General features: G+C 71.8%; 18 protein-coding genes. 11 read left to right on the top strand and 7 right to left on the bottom strand.

Going from position 1 to position 19427, the window contains the following annotated elements; translation table 11 throughout:
* Positions 1 to 80: 80 nt before the first annotated feature.
* Complete coding sequence (locus tag ABD347_RS28890; RefSeq protein ID WP_344366737.1) at positions 81 to 1517, top strand: gamma-aminobutyraldehyde dehydrogenase; 1437 nt, start codon at positions 81 to 83, stop codon at positions 1515 to 1517.
* A gap of 113 nt (positions 1518 to 1630) precedes the next feature.
* Positions 1631 to 1846, top strand: a complete 216-nt coding sequence (locus ABD347_RS28885; protein WP_344366736.1) for a hypothetical protein — start codon at positions 1631 to 1633, stop codon at positions 1844 to 1846.
* 195 nt (positions 1847 to 2041) lie between these two features.
* On the opposite strand, the gene ABD347_RS28880 is transcribed toward ABD347_RS28885, so the two are convergent.
* Entirely contained in the window at positions 2042 to 3910 is a 1869-nt protein-coding gene (locus ABD347_RS28880) for a serine/threonine-protein kinase (protein ID WP_344366734.1), read from the bottom strand.
* Between the two features lie 105 nt (positions 3911 to 4015).
* On the opposite strand from ABD347_RS28880, the gene ABD347_RS28875 reads away from it, so the two are divergent.
* Complete coding sequence (locus tag ABD347_RS28875) at positions 4016 to 4549, top strand: hypothetical protein (RefSeq protein ID WP_344366732.1); 534 nt, start codon at positions 4016 to 4018, stop codon at positions 4547 to 4549.
* Between the two features lie 189 nt (positions 4550 to 4738).
* Here the strand turns inward: ABD347_RS28875 and ABD347_RS28870 are convergent, their stop codons facing one another.
* From ABD347_RS28870 to ABD347_RS28860, 3 genes are read right to left on the bottom strand one after another with little or no spacing between them, the layout of a single operon-like run.
* Positions 4739 to 5524 (bottom strand): SAM-dependent methyltransferase, encoded by a 786-nt coding sequence (locus ABD347_RS28870; protein WP_344366731.1) that lies wholly within the window; start codon positions 5522 to 5524, stop codon positions 4739 to 4741.
* Positions 5521 to 6225 (bottom strand): glycerophosphodiester phosphodiesterase, encoded by a 705-nt coding sequence (locus tag ABD347_RS28865; RefSeq protein WP_344366908.1) that lies wholly within the window; start codon positions 6223 to 6225, stop codon positions 5521 to 5523. The genes ABD347_RS28870 and ABD347_RS28865 overlap by 4 nt, the downstream gene beginning before the upstream one ends.
* A complete protein-coding gene (locus ABD347_RS28860; RefSeq protein WP_344366729.1) occupies positions 6225 to 7250 on the bottom strand; it encodes an adenosine deaminase in 1026 nt (341 codons plus the stop codon). The genes ABD347_RS28865 and ABD347_RS28860 overlap by 1 nt, the downstream gene beginning before the upstream one ends.
* 93 nt (positions 7251 to 7343) lie before the next feature.
* Between ABD347_RS28860 and ABD347_RS28855 the strand changes: the two genes are divergently transcribed.
* Positions 7344 to 8018, top strand: a complete 675-nt coding sequence (locus tag ABD347_RS28855) for a DUF4190 domain-containing protein (RefSeq protein ID WP_344366727.1) — start codon at positions 7344 to 7346, stop codon at positions 8016 to 8018.
* Between the two features lie 323 nt (positions 8019 to 8341).
* On the opposite strand, the gene ybiA is transcribed toward ABD347_RS28855, so the two are convergent.
* Positions 8342 to 8899 (bottom strand): riboflavin biosynthesis intermediates N-glycosidase, encoded by a 558-nt coding sequence (gene ybiA, locus ABD347_RS28850; RefSeq protein WP_344366725.1) that lies wholly within the window; start codon positions 8897 to 8899, stop codon positions 8342 to 8344.
* Positions 8900 to 9074: 175 nt separating this feature from the next.
* Here ybiA and ABD347_RS28845 point away from each other — a divergent pair, with 175 nt between their 5' ends.
* The 7 genes from ABD347_RS28845 to ABD347_RS28815 all read left to right on the top strand — a co-directional run bounded on the left by ABD347_RS28845 (position 9075) and on the right by ABD347_RS28815 (position 16861).
* Complete coding sequence (locus ABD347_RS28845; RefSeq protein ID WP_344366723.1) at positions 9075 to 10580, top strand: gamma-aminobutyraldehyde dehydrogenase; 1506 nt, start codon at positions 9075 to 9077, stop codon at positions 10578 to 10580.
* Between the two features lie 56 nt (positions 10581 to 10636).
* Positions 10637 to 11884: a polyamine ABC transporter substrate-binding protein gene (locus tag ABD347_RS28840; RefSeq protein WP_344366722.1), complete on the top strand. Its 1248-nt coding sequence runs from the start codon at positions 10637 to 10639 to the stop codon at positions 11882 to 11884.
* A gap of 44 nt (positions 11885 to 11928) precedes the next feature.
* A complete protein-coding gene (locus ABD347_RS28835) occupies positions 11929 to 13080 on the top strand; it encodes an ABC transporter ATP-binding protein (RefSeq protein WP_344366721.1) in 1152 nt (383 codons plus the stop codon).
* Entirely contained in the window at positions 13077 to 14006 is a 930-nt protein-coding gene (locus tag ABD347_RS28830) for an ABC transporter permease (RefSeq protein ID WP_344366720.1), read from the top strand. The genes ABD347_RS28835 and ABD347_RS28830 overlap by 4 nt, the downstream gene beginning before the upstream one ends.
* Entirely contained in the window at positions 14006 to 14800 is a 795-nt protein-coding gene (locus ABD347_RS28825) for an ABC transporter permease (protein WP_344366719.1), read from the top strand. Before ABD347_RS28830 ends, ABD347_RS28825 begins: the two co-directional genes overlap by 1 nt.
* Positions 14801 to 14822: 22 nt before the next feature.
* Positions 14823 to 16241 carry an NAD(P)/FAD-dependent oxidoreductase gene (locus ABD347_RS28820; protein WP_344366717.1) on the top strand — a complete coding sequence of 473 codons (1419 nt, stop codon included), beginning with the start codon at positions 14823 to 14825 and terminating at the stop codon, positions 16239 to 16241.
* Between the two features lie 161 nt (positions 16242 to 16402).
* Positions 16403 to 16861 (top strand): hypothetical protein, encoded by a 459-nt coding sequence (locus tag ABD347_RS28815; protein ID WP_344366716.1) that lies wholly within the window; start codon positions 16403 to 16405, stop codon positions 16859 to 16861.
* Between the two features lie 221 nt (positions 16862 to 17082).
* Here the strand turns inward: ABD347_RS28815 and ABD347_RS28810 are convergent, their stop codons facing one another.
* Both ABD347_RS28810 and gabT read right to left on the bottom strand, forming a co-directional pair.
* Positions 17083 to 17859, bottom strand: a complete 777-nt coding sequence (locus ABD347_RS28810; protein ID WP_344366714.1) for a phosphatase PAP2 family protein — start codon at positions 17857 to 17859, stop codon at positions 17083 to 17085.
* A gap of 97 nt (positions 17860 to 17956) precedes the next feature.
* Entirely contained in the window at positions 17957 to 19291 is a 1335-nt protein-coding gene (gabT, locus tag ABD347_RS28805; protein WP_344366712.1) for a 4-aminobutyrate--2-oxoglutarate transaminase, read from the bottom strand.
* Positions 19292 to 19427 lie beyond the last annotated feature (136 nt).

Genomic DNA, 19427 nt, shown 5'->3' with positions numbered 1-19427 from the left:
CTCAGCGATTAGGGTGGGGCTGTCCACCACTTGGACACCTGAGCCACCGAGCACCACGAGACCGACAGGAGGGGTGGCAAGTGACCACCGAGCTGCGTCGTCTGCGCAACTACATCAACGGGGAGTTCCGGGACGCCGCCGACGGACGGACCATCGACGTGGTCAACCCGGCCACCGGCGAGGTGTACGCCACTTCTCCGCTCTCCGGCCAGGCCGACGTCGACGCCGCCATGGAGGCCGCCGCGGCCGCCTTCCCCGCCTGGCGCGACACCACGCCGGCCGAGCGCCAGAAGGTGCTCCTGAAGATCGCCGACGCCTTCGAGGAGCGCGCCGAGGACCTCATCGCCGCCGAGTCGGAGAACACCGGCAAGCCGATCGAGCTCACCCGCACCGAAGAGGTCCCCCCGATGGTGGACCAGGTCCGGTTCTTCGCGGGCGCCGCCCGGATGCTGGAGGGCAAGTCCGCCGGCGAGTACATGGAGGGCCTGACCTCGATCATCCGCCGCGAGCCGGTCGGCGTCTGCGCCCAGGTCGCGCCGTGGAACTACCCGATGATGATGGCCGTGTGGAAGTTCGCCCCCGCGCTCGCCGCGGGCAACACGGTCGTGCTCAAGCCGTCGGACACCACCCCGGCCTCCACCGTGCTGATCGCCGAGATCATCGGCTCGATCGTCCCCAAGGGCGTCTTCAACGTCATCTGCGGCGACCGCGAGACCGGCCGCGCCATGGTCGAGCACCCCACCCCCGCGATGGCCTCCATCACCGGTTCCGTACGCGCCGGCATGCAGGTCGCCGAGTCCGCCGCCAAGGACGTCAAGCGTGTCCACCTGGAGCTGGGCGGCAAGGCGCCGGTCGTCGTCTTCGAGGACACCGACATCGCCAAGGCTGTCGAGGACATCTCCGTGGCGGGCTTCTTCAACGCCGGCCAGGACTGCACGGCCGCCACGCGCGTGCTCGTGCACGAGTCCATCCACGACGAGTTCGTGGCCGCCCTCGCCAAGGCCGCGTCCGAGACCAGGACCGGTCAGCCGGACGACGCGGACGTGCTGTACGGCCCGCTCAACAACGCCAACCAGCTGGGGCAGGTCAGCGGCTTCATCGACCGCCTCCCCGCCCACGCCAAGGTCGAGGCGGGCGGCCACCGGGTCGGCGACAAGGGCTACTTCTACGCCCCGACCGTCGTCTCCGGCCTCAAGCAGGACGACGAGATCGTCCAGAACGAGGTCTTCGGCCCCGTCATCACCGTCCAGTCCTTCCGCGACGAGGAGCAGGCCCTGGAGTACGCCAACGGTGTCGAGTACGCCCTGGCCTCCTCCGTCTGGACCAAGGACCACGCCCGCGCGATGCGCATGTCCAAGGCGCTGGACTTCGGCTGCGTCTGGATCAACACCCACATCCCGCTGGTCGCCGAAATGCCCCACGGCGGCTTCAAGAAGTCCGGCTACGGCAAGGACCTCTCGGCGTACGGCTTCGAGGACTACACGCGCGTCAAGCACGTGATGACCTCGCTGGGCTGACCCCCGAGACACCACCGCGAACGGGCGGGCCGGGTTCCTCCCGGTCCGCCCGCCGCGTTTTCGCGGCACGTTCCGGGCGTATGAGGCACCGCGCCACGGGTACCCGCAGGCCCATGAACGACATGACGCCGCAGTCGCCACAGGAACGCGCCCGCAAGCGGGCCGAAGAAGAACCCGGAGCCCACTCCGGCGCCGAGCGCCAGGCCGGCCACCGCACCGTCCCCGGCACGGCGAGCGCCGCCGAGGGTTACCGCCCCGGCGAGGGAACGGGCGGCGGTGAACCGCTCAAGGGGGTCGAGGCCGACGAGGACGACACCCGGGAGCGGTAGTCACCGGCAAGCGGTGCGCCGCGCGCCGCGCGCCGGTCCGCACGGGCCGGACCCGGTCCGCACGGGCCGGACCCGGTCCGCACGGGCCGGACCCGGTCCGCACGGGCCGGACCCGGTCCGCACGGGCCGGACCCGGTCCGCGCGGCGGGACGTGACGCGTAACGCGAGTGCCGCGCGGCGAGAGCGTCCGGGTGGTCAGGGGGTGAAGCGGTTCAGCTCCTCGCGGCCGGCGCCCTTCGGCCGGTCCGCGCGGTCCACGTAGAGCTTGCCCTCCCCGGCCGGGGTGATCACCATCGAGCTCCGCACCGGGCACGCGCTCCCGCCCGCGGTGAGCGGCCCCAGGACCAGCCGGTCGCTGTGGGCGCCGGCGAGCGCCCCCTTCCACCTGCAGTCCTTGAAGGAGCCCGCGCCGATCGCCGTGACGACCCCCTCGCCGACCCTTCCCTGCTTGATCGTCAGCCGGAGGCTGTCGACGGCGGGCTGGGTCGGCAGGTCCCAGGTTCCCAGGAACTTCGGGTGGACGGCCGCCGTGCTGGTCTCGGCCGGTCTGAGCGTCGTGCTGGCGCCCATCGACTCCCACAGCAGCGAGCCGTCCGGCTGGGCCGTGAGTGTCTGCCGTGTCGACGACCGTACGCAGTTCCTCGTCCCCTCCGGCACGCTCTTCGACCTGGTGCCCTCACCCAGGACGATCTTCGCGTCGTCGGTGGACAGCAGCGGGGCGCGATCCTGGCAGAGCGCGTAGGGGAGCGTGTACGTGACCGTGGCGACGACCTGGTCCTTCTCACCCTGGACGATGTCGAAGCGCCCCTGGAACTCGCCCTCCGCGCCCGCCTTCATCACACCCTCCCAGGCGCCCAGGTGGGCCTCCGGCACGGCCCCCTCGATCTCGTGGAGCGCGGGCGTCTCCTCCTTTTCGGTGAGCAGGCCGATCAGGAAGAGGAGGAAGACGCTCACCACCGGCAGCCCGACGACGACGCCCAGCACGATCAGTGCCACCCGCGCACCGCCACCGGACCGGCTGCCGGAGGTGTTCGGGAGGCTCGGCGGTACCGACTGAGGCACCGGGTACGGGTACGGCGGGGGCGGCGTCTGGAACGCCGTCGGCGCGTACGGCGGCCCTGGGTACGGCTGCTGCGGCACGGGTGCGTGCGCCGACGCGGGCACCTCGGCGTCCAGGAGCCGCGCCGCCCGCTGCCCGAGCTGCGCGAGCAGCGCGCCCGGCAGCCAGGCCCCGGCGGGTTCCGCGTCCCGCGTCGCCTCGATCAGCTCCGCGACCGAGGGCCGGCCGGCCGGGTCCTTGACCAGGCAGGCCCGGACGAGGCCGGCGAGCCGCTGCGGCACGCCCGCGAGGTCCGGTTCCTCCTGCACGATCCGGTACAGCAGACTGTGCACACCGCTGTCGGCGCTGCCGAAGGGCGTGCGTCCCGTCGCCGCGTACGCCAGGACGGCGCCCAGGCAGAACACGTCCGAAGCGGGCGTGATGCTCTCGCCGCGCACCTGCTCCGGCGACATGAAGCCCGGCGAGCCGACGACCGCGCCGGTGCGGGTGCGTACGTCACCGGCGCCGCTGTGCGCGTCCAGGGCCCGGGCGATGCCGAAGTCGATCACCCGCGGGCCGTCCACGGTCACCAGCACGTTGGACGGCTTCAGGTCGCGGTGCACCAGCCCCACGGAGTGGATGGCCTCCAGCGCCTGCGACAGCCCGCTCGCCAGGGCGCGTACCGACGTCTCGGGCAGCGGCCCGTGGCCGTCGCCGACGACCTCCGACAGGGAGGGGCCGGGGATGTAACCGGTCGCCACCCACGGCATGGCGGCCCCGGTGTCGGCGTCCAGCACCGGTGCCGTCCACCTGCCGCCGACCCGCCGCGCCGCGCCGACCTCCTGGGCGAACCGCCGCCGGAACTCGGGGTCCTGGGCGAGCTGACGCAGAATCAGCTTGACGGCGACGGTCCGGCCGCCCTCGCTGCGCGCGAGGTAGACACGACCCATGCCTCCTTCGCCCAGGCGGCCGAGGAGCCGGTACGGCCCTATCCAGGAAGGGTCTTCCACGCTGATCGGTTGCACGTTCGGATCTTCGCACAGCCGCCCGACGGCCCCGGCGCGCAGGGCGGGCGCACGGTACCGGGACCCCCGGTAAAAGGCGGGTAAACCCGGGCGTACGCTGCGGACATGAGCGAGACCCGCGCCCTATTGCGGCGCATACGCGTGTGGTTGGTGGTTTTCATCGTCTGCCTGGTGCTGAGCGGGGCGACGGCCTTCCCCCTCGTCACCGAACTGCACCTCCTCGAAGGCGCTCTGAACGGCTGGGCGTCCCCCGTCGCCGACACCTTCCCCGCCCTCCGGGAGTGGATCGAGCGCGTCCGCGCCGGCGTCGACACCGCCGACCGGCAGTACCCCTTCCTCCTCTACGGGACCGACTGGCTCGCGTTCGCGCACCTCGTCATCGCCGTCGCCTTCTACGGGCCCTACCGCGACCCCGTACGCAACATCTGGGTGATCGAGTTCGGCGTGATCGCCTGCGCCGGGATCATCCCGCTCGCCCTGATCTGCGGCCCCATCCGGGACATCCCCTTCTGGTGGACGGTGATCGACATGTCGTTCGGGGTCTTCGGGGTGATACCGCTGCTCGTCGTACGCCGCATGATCAAGCGCCTGGAAGCGCTGACCGCGCCGGTGCTCAGCATGCGAACGCTGCCCGCGTGATCGGCTCGGCCACCGCCGGAGAGGTCCTCGGTGGCCGCGACCATCCCGTCCACGACGGCAGGCCCCGGATCCGGGACGAGGCGCCCGGGGCGTACGGGCGGGCAGCGCCACAGCGACGTCGGCAGCGCTCCTCCAGTGACGCCGGCCACGCCGTCGCGGGCCCGCTGATCGGGGCCCGGGCCGTGCGGGTCACGGCTTGCGGGCGACCAGGCCGAACTGGGCCACCTCCGCCGACGCCGCGAACCGCCAGCTCGCGCACGACACGATGCCCGGTTCCAGCAGCTCCAGCCCCTCCACGAACGAGGCGATCTCGGCGCGACTGCGCGCGGTGATGGGCGGTGTGGCGTTCTTGTTCCAGAACTCCATCGCCTCCGCGTTGCCCTCGCCGCCCAGCTCCAGGGTCGGATGGGTCAGCACCAGGTGACTGCCGGACGGCACCCCCGCCATCAGCGTCCGCACGATCGAACGCGCCTCGTCCGTGTCCAGCACGAAGTTGAGGATGCCGAGCATCATCACGGCGACCGGCCGGTCGAGGTCCAGGATGGGCCGGGCGGCCTCCAGGATCCGGTCCGGCCGGTGGGCGTCCGCGTCGATGTACTCGGTCGCACCCTGCGGGGAGCTGGTGAGCAGCGCGCGGGCGTGCGTGAGGACGATCGGGTCGTTGTCCACGTACACGACCCGGGCGTCGGGCGCGACGCGCTGCGCGACCTCGTGCGTGTTGTCGACGGTCGGCAGACCCGTGCCGATGTCCAGGAACTGCCGTACGCCCGCCTCGCCCGCCAGATACGTCACGGCCCGGCCGAGGAACGCCCGGTCGGCGCGGGCGACTTCGCCGATGCTGGGGTACATGGCGACGACCCGGTCGCCGACCTCGCGGTCGACCGGGTAGTTGTCCTTGCCACCGAGCCAGTAGTTCCAGACGCGGGCGTTGTGCGCGATGTCGGTGCGGATCCTGCCTGTGCTGTCCGGGGTCACGTGCGGTTTCCCTTCAGTACGGCGCTCAGAGCGTCCACGCGGTTGGTGGTGATCGAGTCCACCCCGTCGGCGATCAGCCTACGCATGGTCCTGCGGGTGTCGGCCGTCCAGGCCGAGACCAGCAGCCCGTCCCGGTGGGCCCGCTCCGTCAGCGCCCGACCGACCAGCCCGAAACGGTAGTTGAGCCAGCGCGGTGCCACCGCCTCCAGCAGCACCGGGCGCGGCGGGGCGAGGGTCGTCCACGTCAGGGCGATCTCGGCGCCCGGGGCGGCGGCCCGGACCAGCAGCATCGCGGCGGCGCTGGAGCAGTAGTACACGCGGTCGTCCGCGCCGCACTCGCGGACGGTGCCGACGACGGCGCGCACCGACCGCTCCGTGGCGCCCGGCAGGTCGATCATCACCCGCCGGTCGCCGACCGCGTCCAGCGCCTCGCGCAGGGTCGGCACGCCCTCCGGGCCGGTCAGCGCGCGCAGCCGGTCCAGCGTGACCTGCGCCAGCGGCCGGTCGACGCCCCACAGGCGCTTCAGCGAATCGTCGTGCAGGAGCACCGGGACGCCGTCCCGGGTGAGCCGTACGTCGATCTCGACGGCGTCCGCGCCGCGCGCGAAGGCCGAGCGGAGCGACGCGAGTGTGTTCTCACGGACGCGGTACGGGTCGCCCCGGTGCGCGACGGCGGCGACGGGGCGCGGCGACGGGCGCATCAGCGGCGGAGCCACTCGGTGGTGTAGCTGTCGATCTCGGCGGTGATCCTGGCCTTGCCGGCCGGGTCGAGGAACGACGCCTCCACCGCGTTCTTGGCGAGGCCGGCCACACCCCGCTCGTCGAGGCCGAGGAGGCGGGCGGCGACCTCGTACTCGTGGTTGAGGTCGGTGCCGAACATCGGCGGGTCGTCGGAATTGATGGTGACGAGCACGCCGGCGTCCACCATCTCCCTGATGGGGTGCTCGTCGAGGTGCGCGACGGCGCGGGTGGCGATGTTGGAGGTCGGGCACACCTCCAGGGCGATGCGGTGCTCGGCGAGGTGTGCCAGCAGCTTCGGGTCCTTGGTGGAGCTGGTGCCGTGGCCGATGCGCTCGGCGCGCAGCTCGGTCAGGGCGTCCCACACGGTCTGCGGGCCGGTCGTCTCACCGGCGTGCGGGACGGAGTGCAGGCCGGCGGCGATGGCGCGGTCGAAGTACGGCTTGAACTGCGGGCGCGGTACGCCGATCTCGGGGCCGCCCAGCCCGAACGACACCAGGCCCTCGGGCCGCAGGTCCACCGCGAGCCGCGCGGTCTCCTCGGCGGCCTCCAGACCGGCCTCGCCGGGGATGTCGAAGCACCAGCGCAGGATGACGCCGAGTTCGGTCTCGGCGGCGAGGCGGGCGTCCTCGATGGCGGCCATGAACGCCTTCTCGTCGATGCCGCGCCGGGTGGAGCTGTACGGGGTGATGGTGAGCTCCGCGTACCGGATGTTCTGACGGGCCATGTCCCGGGCGACCTCGTACGTCAGCAGCCGGACGTCCTCCGGGGTGCGGATGAGGTCCACGACCGACAGGTACACCTCGATGAAGTGGGCGAAGTCGGTGAAGACGAAGTAGTCGACCAGCGCCTCGGGGTCGGTGGGGACCTTGGAGTCGGGGTGCCGGGCGGCCAGCTCGGCGACGATGCGGGGCGAGGCGGAGCCCACGTGGTGGACGTGGAGCTCGGCCTTGGGCAGCCCCGCGATGAAGGGGTGCAGATCGGTCATCGGGGTCCTCCGTGTGGGGTTCGCTCGCCGGGCTGGTCAGGGATCATCGTAGGACGGCCGTTAGCATGAACCGGACACGATGGGGGAGGGTCCATGGCAGGCAAGAGCGACTCGCACGACCCGTGGGCTCCGCCCGGGAGCAGGCCGCCCCAGGACCGTGTCGGACCGGCGCCCCACCAGCCGCCGCCGGGCCCGCCCGGTGTGCACGACCAGCCCACGATGACGTCGGTACCGGGTGCCGGGGCCGGCGGTGAGCCGCCACCGCCCCCGATAGCCCCGGGCGGCCCCGCTCAGCCCGCACCGGGCCCGTACGGCTACCCCGCCCCCACCCCGCCCGCCGGGACCTACGGCTACCCCGCGCCCGTCCCGCCCGCCGGCGCGTACGGCTACCCCGGTTACCCCGGCTACGGAGGCTACGGGCAGACAGGCTGGCAGCCGGCGCCGGCCAATGGCATGGGCGTCACCGCGCTCGTCCTCGGCATCGTCTCGATGGTCTTCTTCTGCGTGTGGGGCCTGGGCGTCATCGCGGGCATCCTGGCGCTGGTCTTCGGCATCCTCGGCCGCAAGAAGGCCCAGCGGGGCGAGGCCGACAATCACGGTGTGGCACTCGCCGGGATCATCCTCGGCGCGGTGGGCATCGTGGTCAGCGGTGTGTTCCTGGCGTTCCTGATCTGGGCGGTCACGACCTCCGAAGGCGGGTCCGACCATCAGGACCAGCGCGGCGGCGACCCCTTCGACACGTCCCTGGTCCTTCCGACGCGCGACTGACGCGCCCGCGACCGAGGCGCCCGGGGTGGGAGATGCCCGGGGCCTGGGGCGCCCGGGACCGGCTCCCGCGCCGGCCGGCGGAGGCGGTGGTCCCTGACGCCGGTGCCGCCCCGGTGCCGCCCCCGGAGCCCGCCCACCCACGAGGCCGGCGGCCCGGGGCCCGGGTTCCGTGACCGACCGCCGGGCGACAGCCCGCGCGGCGGCACGGGCACGGCCCCGTCCCGGTCGTGGCCGACTGCCGGTCCATGGGCCCGGGCGCGCGACTCGGGCGCCCGCACTCCCGGAAGGGCGCGGCCCCGCCGGCCGGCCCGGGGGCCGCACCGTCAGCCGGTGGCCGCCGCCCGGAGCTTCGCGCGGGCGTCCATCAGGGCGAAGCCCAGGAGGTTCAGGCCGCGCCAGTGCGCGGGGGACTCCGCGCGGGGGTCGTCGGCGGCCAGACCGATGCCCCAGACGCGGTCCAGGGGGCTCGCCTCCACCAGGACACGGTCGCCCGTCGACAGCAGGAACGTCCGCAGCTCCGGGTCCGAGGCGAACTTGTGCTCGCCGCCCCGCACCACGATCCCGAACCGCTCCCGCTTCCATATCGTCTCGTCGAAGCAGCGCACCAGCCGGCCCGCCTTCTTCGCGAGCGCCGGGTCGGGCGCCTCGACGGCCTGCCGCTCGGCGTCCGCGTCGCCGAAGAGCCGGGCCTTGGACGCCATCATCCAGTGCTCCGCCGTCGCGTACTCCACGCCGTCGACGGTGAACGGCGACGGCCACCACTGGCTCAGGCAGCTCGCCCCGAGCGTCCCGTCCCGCTTCGGCGTGTGTCCCCAGAAGTGCAGGAACTTGACGCGCTTACCGGTGCTGACCTGCTCGATCAGCTCGTGGATCCTTTCCATGCACGCCAGTCTGGCAGTCGCCACTGACACAACGTACGGAGATTCCGCCGCCCACCCGACACTTGGTCGACCGATTCCGTCGCGTAACCAAAAGGCAACAACGGAATCCCTTGTTGCCCTCCATCGCCTCTGTCAGGATCGGCACTCAATTCAAGCCGGGACAACGGAGAGCGTCATGGGCAACCCCTTCCAGGGACTCGACCGCTTCGCGGCCGGGGCGCAGTACATCGACGGGCGCCTGCGGCCCGGTACGTCGGGGCGCCGGCACACCGTCGTCGACCCCGCCACCGGGGAGGAGGTCCTCGACTACGTCCTCGCCTCCACCGCCGACGTGGACGCCGCCGTCGCCGCCGCCCGGGACGCGCTGCCCGGCTGGGCGGGCGCGACCCCCGGCGAGCGCTCCGACGCGATGCACCGGTTCGCCGCCCGGCTGGCGGAGCGGGCCGAGGACCTCGCCCACGCCGAGTCCCTCCAGTGCGGCAAGCCGATCAGGCTGACGCGCGAGTTCGACGTGCCGGGCACGGTCGACAACACGGCCTTCTTCGCCGGGGCCGCCCGGCACCTCCAGGGGCAGTCGGCCGGCGAGTACAGCGGCGACCACACCTCGTACGTCCGCCGCGAACCCATCGGCGTCATCGGCTCCATCGCGCCCTGGAACTACCCCCTGCAGATGGCCGCCTGGAAGGTCCTCCCGGCCATCGCCGCCGGCAACACCATCGTGCTCAAGCCCGCCGAACTGACCCCGCTCACCTCGCTGATGTTCGCGCAGGCCGCCACCGACGCGGGCGTCCCCGACGGTGTCGTCAACATCGTCACCGGCGCGGGCAGGGACGCGGGCGAGCACCTCGTCGGGCACCCGGACGTCGCCATGACGTCGTTCACCGGCTCCACCGCCGTCGGCCGGCGCGTCGCCGAGATCGCCACCTCCACCGTCAAGCGCCTCCACCTCGAACTCGGCGGCAAGGCGCCCTTCGTCGTCTTCGACGACGCCGACCTGGAGGCCGCCGTCCACGGCGCGGTCGCCGGCGCGCTGATCAACACCGGCCAGGACTGCACCGCCGCCACGCGCGCGTACGTCCAGCGCCCGCTGTACGACGCGTTCGTGGAGCAGGTCGCCGACCTGATGGCGACCGTCCGCATCGGCGACCCGTTCCACGAGGACACCGACCTCGGCCCACTCATCAGCCACGCCCAGCGCGACCGCGTCGCCGCCTTCGTCGACCGCGCCCGCGCGTACGCCACCGTCGTCACCGGCGGCGTGGCACCCCACAACGACGGCGCCTACTACCGCCCCACGCTGATCACCGATGCCGCACAGGACAGCGAGATCGTCCAGGCCGAGATCTTCGGCCCCGTCCTGGTCGTGCTGCCCTTCGACAGCGACGAGGAGGGCCTGGCCCTGGCCAACGACACACCGTACGGCCTCGCCGCCTCGGCCTGGACCCGTGACGTGTACCGCGCCGGCCGCGCCACCCGCGAGATCAAGGCCGGATGCGTCTGGGTCAACGACCACATCCCGATCATCAGCGAGATGCCGCACGGCGGCTACAAGGCATCCGGCTTCGGAAAGGACATGTCAACCTACTCCTTCGAGGAGTACACGCAGGTCAAGCACGTGATGTACGACAACACGGCGGTGGCCCGGAAGGACTGGCACCGCACGATCTTCGGGGACCGATAGCCAAGAGCGGTCCGCCCGACCAGCGGTCGCCGCCCCTCACCCGAAAGGCACAGCGCATGGAGCAGTACGAGCCCGACAGCCTGTCCGCGGCCCAGGCCGCCGCGACGCGGCGCAGCCTGACGAACGGCAGGGGAGCCCTCACCCGCCGTTCCCTGCTGCGCGCCACGGGCGTCGGCGCGCTCACGATCGGCGGTGTCGCCGGTCTGGGCGCCTGTGGAATCCCGCCCGCCAAGCGGGAGGGCGAGGGCCCCGCCTCCACCGACTTCTCGGCCGAGGAGAAGCAGCTCAACTTCTCCAACTGGACCCAGTACATCGACATCAGCGACGACGAGAAGTCCCGCCCCTCCCTGGAGGCGTTCACCAAGCGCACCGGGATCAAGGTCAAGTACACCGAGGACATCAACGACAACGTCGAGTTCTTCGGCAAGATCAAGCCACAGCTCGCCGCCGGCCAGGACACCGGCCGGGACCTGATCTGCGTCACCGACTGGCTCGCCGCCCGCATCATCCGCCTCGGCTGGGCGCAGAAGCTCGACCCGGCCAACCTCCCCCACGCGTACGCGAACCTGTCCTCCCAGTTCCGCCGCCCCGACTGGGACCCGGGCCGCTCCTACTCGTACCCCTGGACCGGCATCTCCACGGTCATCGCCTACAACAAGAGGGCCACCGGCGGCCGCAAGGTCGACTCCGTCACCCAGCTCCTGGACGACCCCAAGCTCAAGGGCCGGGTCGCGTTCCTCTCCGAGATGCGCGACTCGGTCGGGATGACCCTCATCGACATGGGCAAGGACCCGGGGAAGTTCACCGACGCCGAGTTCGACGCGGCGATCGGCCGCCTCCAGAAGGGCGTCGACACCCAGCAGATCCGCCGCTTCACCGGCAACGACTACACGGGCGACCTGGCCAAGGGCGACCTCGCCGCCTGCCTCGCCTGGGCCGGTGACGTCATCCAGCTCCAGGCCGACAACCCCGACATCCAGTTCGCGATCCCCAACGCCGGCTACATCACCTCCAGCGACAACCTCCTGGTCCCCGCCCAGGCCCGGCACAAGACCAACGCCGAGAAGCTCATCGACTACTACTACGAGCTCCCCAACGCCGCCCGGCTCGCCGCCTACATCAACTACGTCTGCCCGGTCGAGGGCGTGCGCGAGGAACTCAGCCGGATCGACCCGGCGCTGGCGTCGAACACCCTGATCCTCCCCGACGGGGCGATGGCCGCGAAGTCCCGCGCCTTCCGCTCCCTCACCAGCGAGGAAGAGACGGCGTACGAGCAGAAGTTCGCCAAGCTCATCGGTGCCTGAGCCGACCGCCGTCCACCCAACGAAACCCCTGGGATCGCGAACCCATGACTGACAGCACGAACACCGGCGGCGACGTCCGCCTCTCCGGGATCAGCAAGACCTACGGCTCCTTCACCGCCGTCCACCCGCTCGACCTGACCATCCCGCAGGGCTCCTTCTTCGCCCTCCTCGGCGCCTCCGGATGCGGCAAGACCACCACCCTGCGTATGATCGCCGGCCTGGAGGAGCCCACCACGGGCACCGTCCACCTCGGCGACAAGGACGTCACCGACCTGCCCCCGCACAAGCGGCCCGTCAACACCGTCTTCCAGTCGTACGCCCTGTTCCCGCACCTGAACATCTACGAGAACGTCGCCTTCGGCCTGCGCCGGCGCGGCATCACGTCGGTGAGGAAACAGGTCGGCGACATGCTCGACCTCGTACAGCTCGGCGAGAAGGCCGGCCACAAACCGCACCAGCTCTCCGGCGGCCAGCAGCAGCGCGTCGCCGTCGCCCGCGCCCTCATCAACCACCCCCAGGTGCTCCTGCTCGACGAACCGCTCGGAGCCCTCGACCTCAAGCTGCGCCGCCAGATGCAGCTGGAGCTCAAGCGCATCCAGACCGAGGTCGGCATCACCTTCGTCCACGTCACCCACGACCAGGAGGAGGCCATGACCATGGCCGACACCGTCGCGGTGATGAACGGCGGCCGGGTCGAGCAACTGGGCGCGCCCGCCGACCTCTACGAGAACCCCCGCACCACCTTCGTCGCCAACTTCCTCGGCACGTCCAACCTCATCGAGGCCGAGGTCCTCGAGGCGGCCTCCGACCTCACGGTCACGGCCGGCGGCGGCACGCTGAGGCTGCCCGCCGACCGGTGCGGCGCCGACACCCGCACCGGCGGCAAGCTGCTCGTCGGCATCCGCCCGGAGAAGATCACGCTCGCCCACGCCGACGACGCGGGCGCGATCCCCGACGGGCGCAACCGGGTCACCGGCCGGATCGTCGACACCTCCTTCATCGGCGTCTCCACCCAGTACGTCGTCGACAGCCCCGCGGGCACCGCCCTCCAGGTCTACGAGCAGAACGTCGAGCGCGACTCCCGGCTCGCCCCCGGCGCCGAAGTCGTCCTCCACTGGAACCCGGCACACACCTTCGGCCTGGACGCGGCCCAGGCCATCGACGCGGGCGTGGAAACGGTGGAGGACGCCGCGTGACGATCACCGAGGCACCACCCGCACCGCACGCGCCGGACCGGCCGGCCGTACGGAAGACGGCCACCCGCAAACGGCTCGTCCCCTACTGGCTGCTCCTGCCCGGCATCCTCTGGCTGCTGGTCTTCTTCGCGCTGCCGATGGTCTACCAGGCCTCCACCTCCGTGCAGACCGGCAACCTGGAGCAGGGCTTCCAGGTCACCTGGCACTTCGCGACCTACTGGGAGGCCTTCACCGCGTACTGGCCGCAGTTCGTCCGTTCCCTGCTGTACGCGGGCACCGCCACCTTCCTGTGCCTGCTGCTCGGCTACCCGCTCGCGTACCTGATCGCCTTCCGGGCGGGCCGCTGGCGCAACCTGCTCCTGGTCCTCGTCATCGCCCCGTTCTTCACCAGCTTCCTCATCCGGACGCTGGCCTGGAAGACGATCCTCGCGGACGGCGGCGCCGTCGTCGGCGCCCTGGACGCCCTGTACGTCCTGGACGTCACCAACTGGCTCGGCTGGACCCAGGGCGACCGCGTCCTGGCCACCCCCATGGCGGTGGTCTGCGGCCTCACGTACAACTTCCTGCCCTTCATGATCCTGCCGCTCTACACCTCCCTGGAGCGGATCGACGGCCGGCTGCACGAGGCCGCGAAGGACCTGTACGCCTCGCCCGCCACCACCTTCCGCAAGGTGACCTTCCCGCTGTCCATGCCGGGTGTCGTGTCGGGCACGCTCCTCACGTTCATCCCGGCCAGCGGCGACTACGTCAACGCCGAACTGCTCGGCTCGACCGACACCAAGATGGTCGGCAACGTCATCCAGTCGCAGTTCCTGCGGGTGCTGGACTACCCCACGGCGGCCGCGCTGTCCTTCATCCTGATGGCCATCGTGCTGATCATGGTCACCGTCTACATCCGCCGGGCCGGAACGGAGGACCTGGTCTGATGCGCCTGCTCCGCAAGAACCTCGTCGTCGTCGCGGGTCTGCTGACCCTCGCCTACCTGATCCTTCCGAACATCGTCGTGATGGTGTTCTCCTTCAACGATCCGGCGGGGCGCTTCAACTACTCCTGGCGCGAGTTCTCCACCGACGCCTGGCGGGACCCCTGCGGCGTCGCCGACCTGTGCGGCTCGCTCGCGCTGTCGCTCCAGATCGCCGCCTGGGCGACGCTCGGCGCCACCCTCCTCGGCACGATGATCGCCTTCGCGCTGGTCCGCTACCGCTTCCGGGCCCGTGGCGCGATCAACTCGCTGATCTTCCTGCCGATGTCCATGCCCGAGGTCGTCATGGCCGCCTCGCTGCTCACCCTGTTCCTCAACATGGGGGTGCGGCTCGGCTTCTGGACGGTCCTCATCGCCCACATCATGTTCTGCCTGAGCTTCGTCGTGGTGGCGGTCAAGGCACGGGTGATGTCCATGGACCCCCGCCTGGAGGAGGCCGCCAGGGACCTGTACGCGGGTCCCGTGCAGACCTTCCTGCGGGTCACCCTGCCCATCGCCGCACCGGGCATCGCGGCCGGAGCCCTGCTCGCCTTCGCGCTGTCGTTCGACGACTTCATCATCACCAACTTCAACGCGGGCTCGACCGTCACCTTCCCCATGTTCGTGTGGGGCTCGGCGCAGCGCGGCACGCCCGTACAGATCAACGTCATCGGCACGGCGATGTTCGTCATCGCGGTCCTGGTGGTGGTGGCCGGTCAGGTCGCGGCCGGCCGACGCAAGCGCACAGACGTCTCATGAGTTCCTGAGGGAGTTGGAAGCCATGGCCCCAGTCGCCATGCGTAGTGCCGCACGATCACTCTCGGACGCCCGGCCCGTCCCCTTCTGGCTGGAAGACCCCGGCAAGCCCGCCCCGCTGCCCGCCCTCACCGGCACCGAGCACTGCGACCTGCTGGTCGTGGGCGGCGGCTACAGCGGCCTGTGGACCGCGCTGCTCGCCAAGGAGCGGGACCCCGCGCGGGACGTCGTCCTCATCGAGGGCCGGGAGGTGGGCTGGGCCGCCTCCGGCCGCAACGGCGGCTTCTGCGCCGCCTCCCTCACCCACGGCTTCGGCAACGGACTGGCCCGCTGGCCCGACGAGCTGGCCACCCTCGAAGACCTGGGCATCCGGAACCTCGACGCCATCGAGGCGGCCGTCTCCACGTACGGCATCGACTGCGACTTCGAGCGCCCCGGCGAGATCGACGTCGCCACCGAGCCCCACCAGATGGCGGAACTCACCGCCCTGTACGAGGAGGCCGACCGCCTCGGCCTCGCCGGCGGCCTGGAGCTCCTCGACCGGGACGCCGTACGCGCCCAGGTCGACTCGCCCACCTTCCTGGGCGGCCTGTGGGACCGGCGGGGCGTCGCCATGCTGCACCCGGCCAAGCTGGCGTGGGGCCTCAAGCGGGCCTGCGTCGACCTCGGCGTACGCGTTTACGAGAACACCCGGGGCCTGGAACTCGCCCGCGCGGGGGCCGGTATGGCCGTACGCACCCCCTACGGGCGGGTCTTCGCCCGCCAGGTCGCGCTCGGCACCAACGTCTTCCCGTCGCTCGTCAAGCGCGTCCGCGCCTACACCGTCCCCGTCTACGACTACGCCCTGATGACCGAGCCGCTGACGGACGAGCAACTGGAGTCCATCGGCTGGAAGAACCGCCAGGGCCTCGGGGACAGCGCAAACCAGTTCCACTACTTCCGGCTCTCCGCCGACAACCGCGTCCTGTGGGGCGGCTACGACGCCGTCTACCCGTTCGGCGGCCGGGTCAGCGCCGAACACGACGACCGACCGGAGACGTACCTCAGACTCGCCGAGCACTTCTTCGGCTGCTTCCCGCAGCTGGAGGGCGTGCGGTTCAGCCACGCCTGGGGCGGCGCCATCGACACCTGTTCGAGGTTCTCGGCGTTCTTCGGCACCGCGCACGCGGGACGCGTCGCGTACGCGGCGGGCTTCACCGGCCTGGGCGTGGGCGCGACGCGGTTCGGCGCCGACGTGATGCTCGACCTGCTGGCGGGGGAGCGGACCGAACGTACGGAGCTGGAGATGGTGCGCACCAAGCCGCTCCCGTTCCCGCCGGAGCCGATCGCCTGGGCGGGTATCGGGCTGACCAAGTGGTCACTGGCCCGGGCCGACGCCAACGGGGGACGGCGGAACCTGTGGCTGAAGGCACTGGACCGGCTCGGGCTCGGCTTCGACAGCTGATCCCGCACGGGCCGTTCGCGCCGGGTGTGCGCCCCCATTGACCAGCTTCACCACCACACCGGTGCCCCAGCCGCGTAATGATCCCCGCGGACCCCCCTCTCCCTGTGTGAACGCACTGCCCTCCGGGGCAGTGACAGACACGGACATGGAGGCAGCGGGCGATGACTGGTACGGGGGCCAAGGCCGCGGTGGAGTGGCTGGCAGCGGTGGCGCCGGACCCCGGTGCCTGCCGGTGGGAGTGGGAGCGCAACCCCTACGGGGTCGCGCTCCTGCCCGCCGGCCGGCGCTGGGACGTGATCATCACTCCGGCCGGGCTGGGCGGGCCCGCACTCGACGTCCTGTGCCGGCTCGTGGACCGGCCCGGCCCCGTGCTCGCCGATTCCGGTGACACGCGCCTGGGGTTCTTCGTCCCCGTGGGCACCGCCGCGCGCTGGGTGGGCACCGGGACACGGGCCGCCGGCCGTGGCGCGTGGGTCGTCGTCCCGTACCCGGGACGGGCGACCGGAGCGGCCCGCTGGCTGGTGCTGCCGGACGGCAGCGGCACCCTGAACGACCCGGCGCTGCTGGAGCTGGCGATGCACGAGGCGGCGGCGCGACTGGCACGCCACCGGGAGCCATGAGCACCGGCCGGGCGCGGCACGGGCTGGCGGCCGGGTGGGGTCACGGGCTGGGCGCGGTCACGGGTTCGGCGCCCCCGACGCCCCGTCGCGGGCGGGCCACGGCCGCACCGCGCCGGGGGTGGTGAGCAAGACGCTCGACTTCGCCACGCGGGCGGCGGACCGGGGCGCCTACCGGACGCGCACCACCCGGCCGGGGCCGCGCGCACCGGTGCCCCGGTCGGTCACCCGCGACCGGTTCGTCGACCGGGAGCTGTCCCGAGACTCCTGCGCGTACCGATCGTGGCGAACAGGCACGCACTGCCCACCACGTCCAGCGGCCAGTGGTAGCCCCGCAGCACCAGCCCCACGCCCGTCGCCACGGTGAGCAGGACGGCGACGGGCATCAGGCGCCGGTCGACCAGCAGCGCCGCGCCGCAGTACGCCACCAGCGCGGTGGCCGTGTGCCCCGACGGGTAGTAGCCGGTCTCCGTGGTGAGCGGGCCGACCCGGTCCACGAGCAGTTTCATCGGTACGACCAGGGCCGGCACCAGGACCATGGCGAGCCCCGCGTACAGCACCTGGACGCGGCGGCCGCGCCACAGCGCGTACGCCATCGCGGCGGCCAGGACGGGGAGGGCGACCTGCGTGTTCCCCAGGTCGGCGAGGAACTCGGTCAGCGGCGCGGGGCCCCGGCCGGCCAGGGCGCGGCTCGCGCGCTCGTCCAGGCGGGCCAGGGGGCCGTGGGCCACGACCTGCCAGGTGACGATCCCGAAGAGGAGTACCGAGAGGAGGGGGAGGAGAGCCGGCCGCCCGGGAACAGGGGGGGTGGTTCCGGGGCGGCCGGCTGGACCGGTGTGCCGCGCGCCCCGGGGGGTGTGGGGCGGGCGACCGTCCGATCGGTGAGGAGTTCCGGAGCCGAAAGCTCCGGCGGTGTGCGCGAGGGCACGACCAGGACGAGGCTGGGGATGCTCCGTCCCGGAGCCGCCCGCAGTTCCCTGCGGACGGGGTGTTTCTCTCATCGGCAGAAACCGTACGGCAGAGAACCGGGGGGCCGACAGACGGATCTCCATCCCGCCATCGGCCCCCCACGGCTTCTTCACAACCGGCCGCCGCGCGTCACACGCCGGCGAACGCGTTCTCGATGATGTCGAGGCCCTCGTTCAGCAGGTCCTCGCCGATGACCAGCGGCGGCAGGAAACGCAGCACGTTGCCGTAGGTGCCACAGGTCAGGACCAGCACGCCCTCGGCGTGGCAGGCCTTGGCGAGCGCGCCGGCGGCCTCCGGGTTCGGCTCCTTGGTCGCCGGGTCCTTCACCAGCTCGATCGCGATCATGGCGCCGCGGCCGCGGATGTCGCCGATGATCTCGTACTTCTCCTGCATGGCGGCGAGGCGGCCCTTCATGACCTCCTCGATGCGCTTGGCCCTGCCGTTGAGGTCGAGCTCCTTCATCGTCTCGATGGCGCCCAGCGCACCGGCGCAGGCCACCGGGTTACCGCCGTACGTGCCGCCCAGGCCACCGCCGTGCACGGAGTCCATGATCTCGGCGCGGCCGGTGACGGCGGCGAGCGGCAGGCCGCCCGCGATGCCCTTGGCGGTGGTGATCAGGTCCGGGACGACACCCTCGTCCTCGCAGGCGAACCACTGGCCGGTACGGCAGAAGCCGGACTGGATCTCGTCGGCGACGAAGACGATCCCGTTGTCGTTGGCGAACTTCACGATCGCCGGCAGGAAGCCCTTGGCCGGCTCGATGAAGCCGCCCTCGCCCAGCACCGGCTCGATGATGATCGCGGCGACGTTCTCGGCACCGATCTGCTTGGTGATCTGGTCGATCGCCTGCGCGGCGGCCTCGGGGCCGCAGTTCTCCGCGCCGGTCGGCCAGCGGTAGCCGTACGCCACCGGCACGCGGTAGACCTCGGGCGCGAACGGACCGAAGCCGTGCTTGTACGGCATGTTCTTGGCGGTCAGCGCCATCGTGAGGTTCGTACGGCCGTGGTAGCCGTGGTCGAAGACGACGACGGCCTGGCGCTTGGTGTACGAACGCGCGATCTTGACCGCGTTCTCGACGGCCTCGGCACCGCTGTTGAACAGCGCGGACTTCTTCGCGTGGTCACCCGGGGTCAGCTCGGCGAGCGCCTCGCACACCTCGACGTAGCCCTCGTACGGCGTGACCATGAAACACGTGTGCGTGAACTGCTCCAGCTGGGCGCTCGCCCGGCGCACGACGGCTTCGGCGGAGGCGCCCACGGAGGTCACGGCGATACCGGAACCGAAGTCGATCAGGCGGTTGCCGTCCACGTCCTCGATCACGCCGCCACCGGCGCGGGTCGTGAAGACCGGCAGCACGGAGCCCACGCCGCCCGCGACCGCGGACAGGCGGCGGGCCTGAAGCTCCTGCGACTTCGGGCCGGGGATGGCGGTGACGACGCGGCGCTCCTGCGGGATTTCGGTCATGCGGGGCTCCTGGGGTGGGGTCTTTCGGACGCTGCTTCTCTTTCTTCCGCAGGCTAGGCGGGGTGACGGGCAGGAGGCATGCTCCGTTCGGGAGTGATCGGTGCCGTGTCCTTGTCCGGGACGGACATAGCGCCCC

The organism is Streptomyces gobitricini (assembly GCF_039532985.1).
Lineage (GTDB): Bacteria > Actinomycetota > Actinomycetes > Streptomycetales > Streptomycetaceae > Streptomyces > Streptomyces gobitricini.
This window is presented reverse-complemented; position numbering and strand designations above follow the sequence as displayed.

Coding starts and splice junctions, on each gene's coding strand:
- ABD347_RS28885 (WP_344366736.1), top strand. CDS start 1,631: ATGAACGACATGACGCCGCAGTCGCCACAGGAACGCGCCCGCAAGCGG.
- ABD347_RS28875 (WP_344366732.1), top strand. CDS start 4,016: ATGAGCGAGACCCGCGCCCTATTGCGGCGCATACGCGTGTGGTTGGTG.
- ABD347_RS28865 (WP_344366908.1), bottom strand. CDS start 6,225: ATGCGCCCGTCGCCGCGCCCCGTCGCCGCCGTCGCGCACCGGGGCGAC.
- ABD347_RS28860 (WP_344366729.1), bottom strand. CDS start 7,250: ATGACCGATCTGCACCCCTTCATCGCGGGGCTGCCCAAGGCCGAGCTC.
- ABD347_RS28855 (WP_344366727.1), top strand. CDS start 7,344: ATGGCAGGCAAGAGCGACTCGCACGACCCGTGGGCTCCGCCCGGGAGC.
- ybiA (WP_344366725.1), bottom strand. CDS start 8,899: ATGGAAAGGATCCACGAGCTGATCGAGCAGGTCAGCACCGGTAAGCGC.
- ABD347_RS28845 (WP_344366723.1), top strand. CDS start 9,075: ATGGGCAACCCCTTCCAGGGACTCGACCGCTTCGCGGCCGGGGCGCAG.
- ABD347_RS28840 (WP_344366722.1), top strand. CDS start 10,637: ATGGAGCAGTACGAGCCCGACAGCCTGTCCGCGGCCCAGGCCGCCGCG.
- ABD347_RS28835 (WP_344366721.1), top strand. CDS start 11,929: ATGACTGACAGCACGAACACCGGCGGCGACGTCCGCCTCTCCGGGATC.
- ABD347_RS28825 (WP_344366719.1), top strand. CDS start 14,006: ATGCGCCTGCTCCGCAAGAACCTCGTCGTCGTCGCGGGTCTGCTGACC.
- ABD347_RS28820 (WP_344366717.1), top strand. CDS start 14,823: ATGGCCCCAGTCGCCATGCGTAGTGCCGCACGATCACTCTCGGACGCC.
- ABD347_RS28815 (WP_344366716.1), top strand. CDS start 16,403: ATGACTGGTACGGGGGCCAAGGCCGCGGTGGAGTGGCTGGCAGCGGTG.
- ABD347_RS28810 (WP_344366714.1), bottom strand. CDS start 17,859: ATGAGAGAAACACCCCGTCCGCAGGGAACTGCGGGCGGCTCCGGGACG.
- gabT (WP_344366712.1), bottom strand. CDS start 19,291: ATGACCGAAATCCCGCAGGAGCGCCGCGTCGTCACCGCCATCCCCGGC.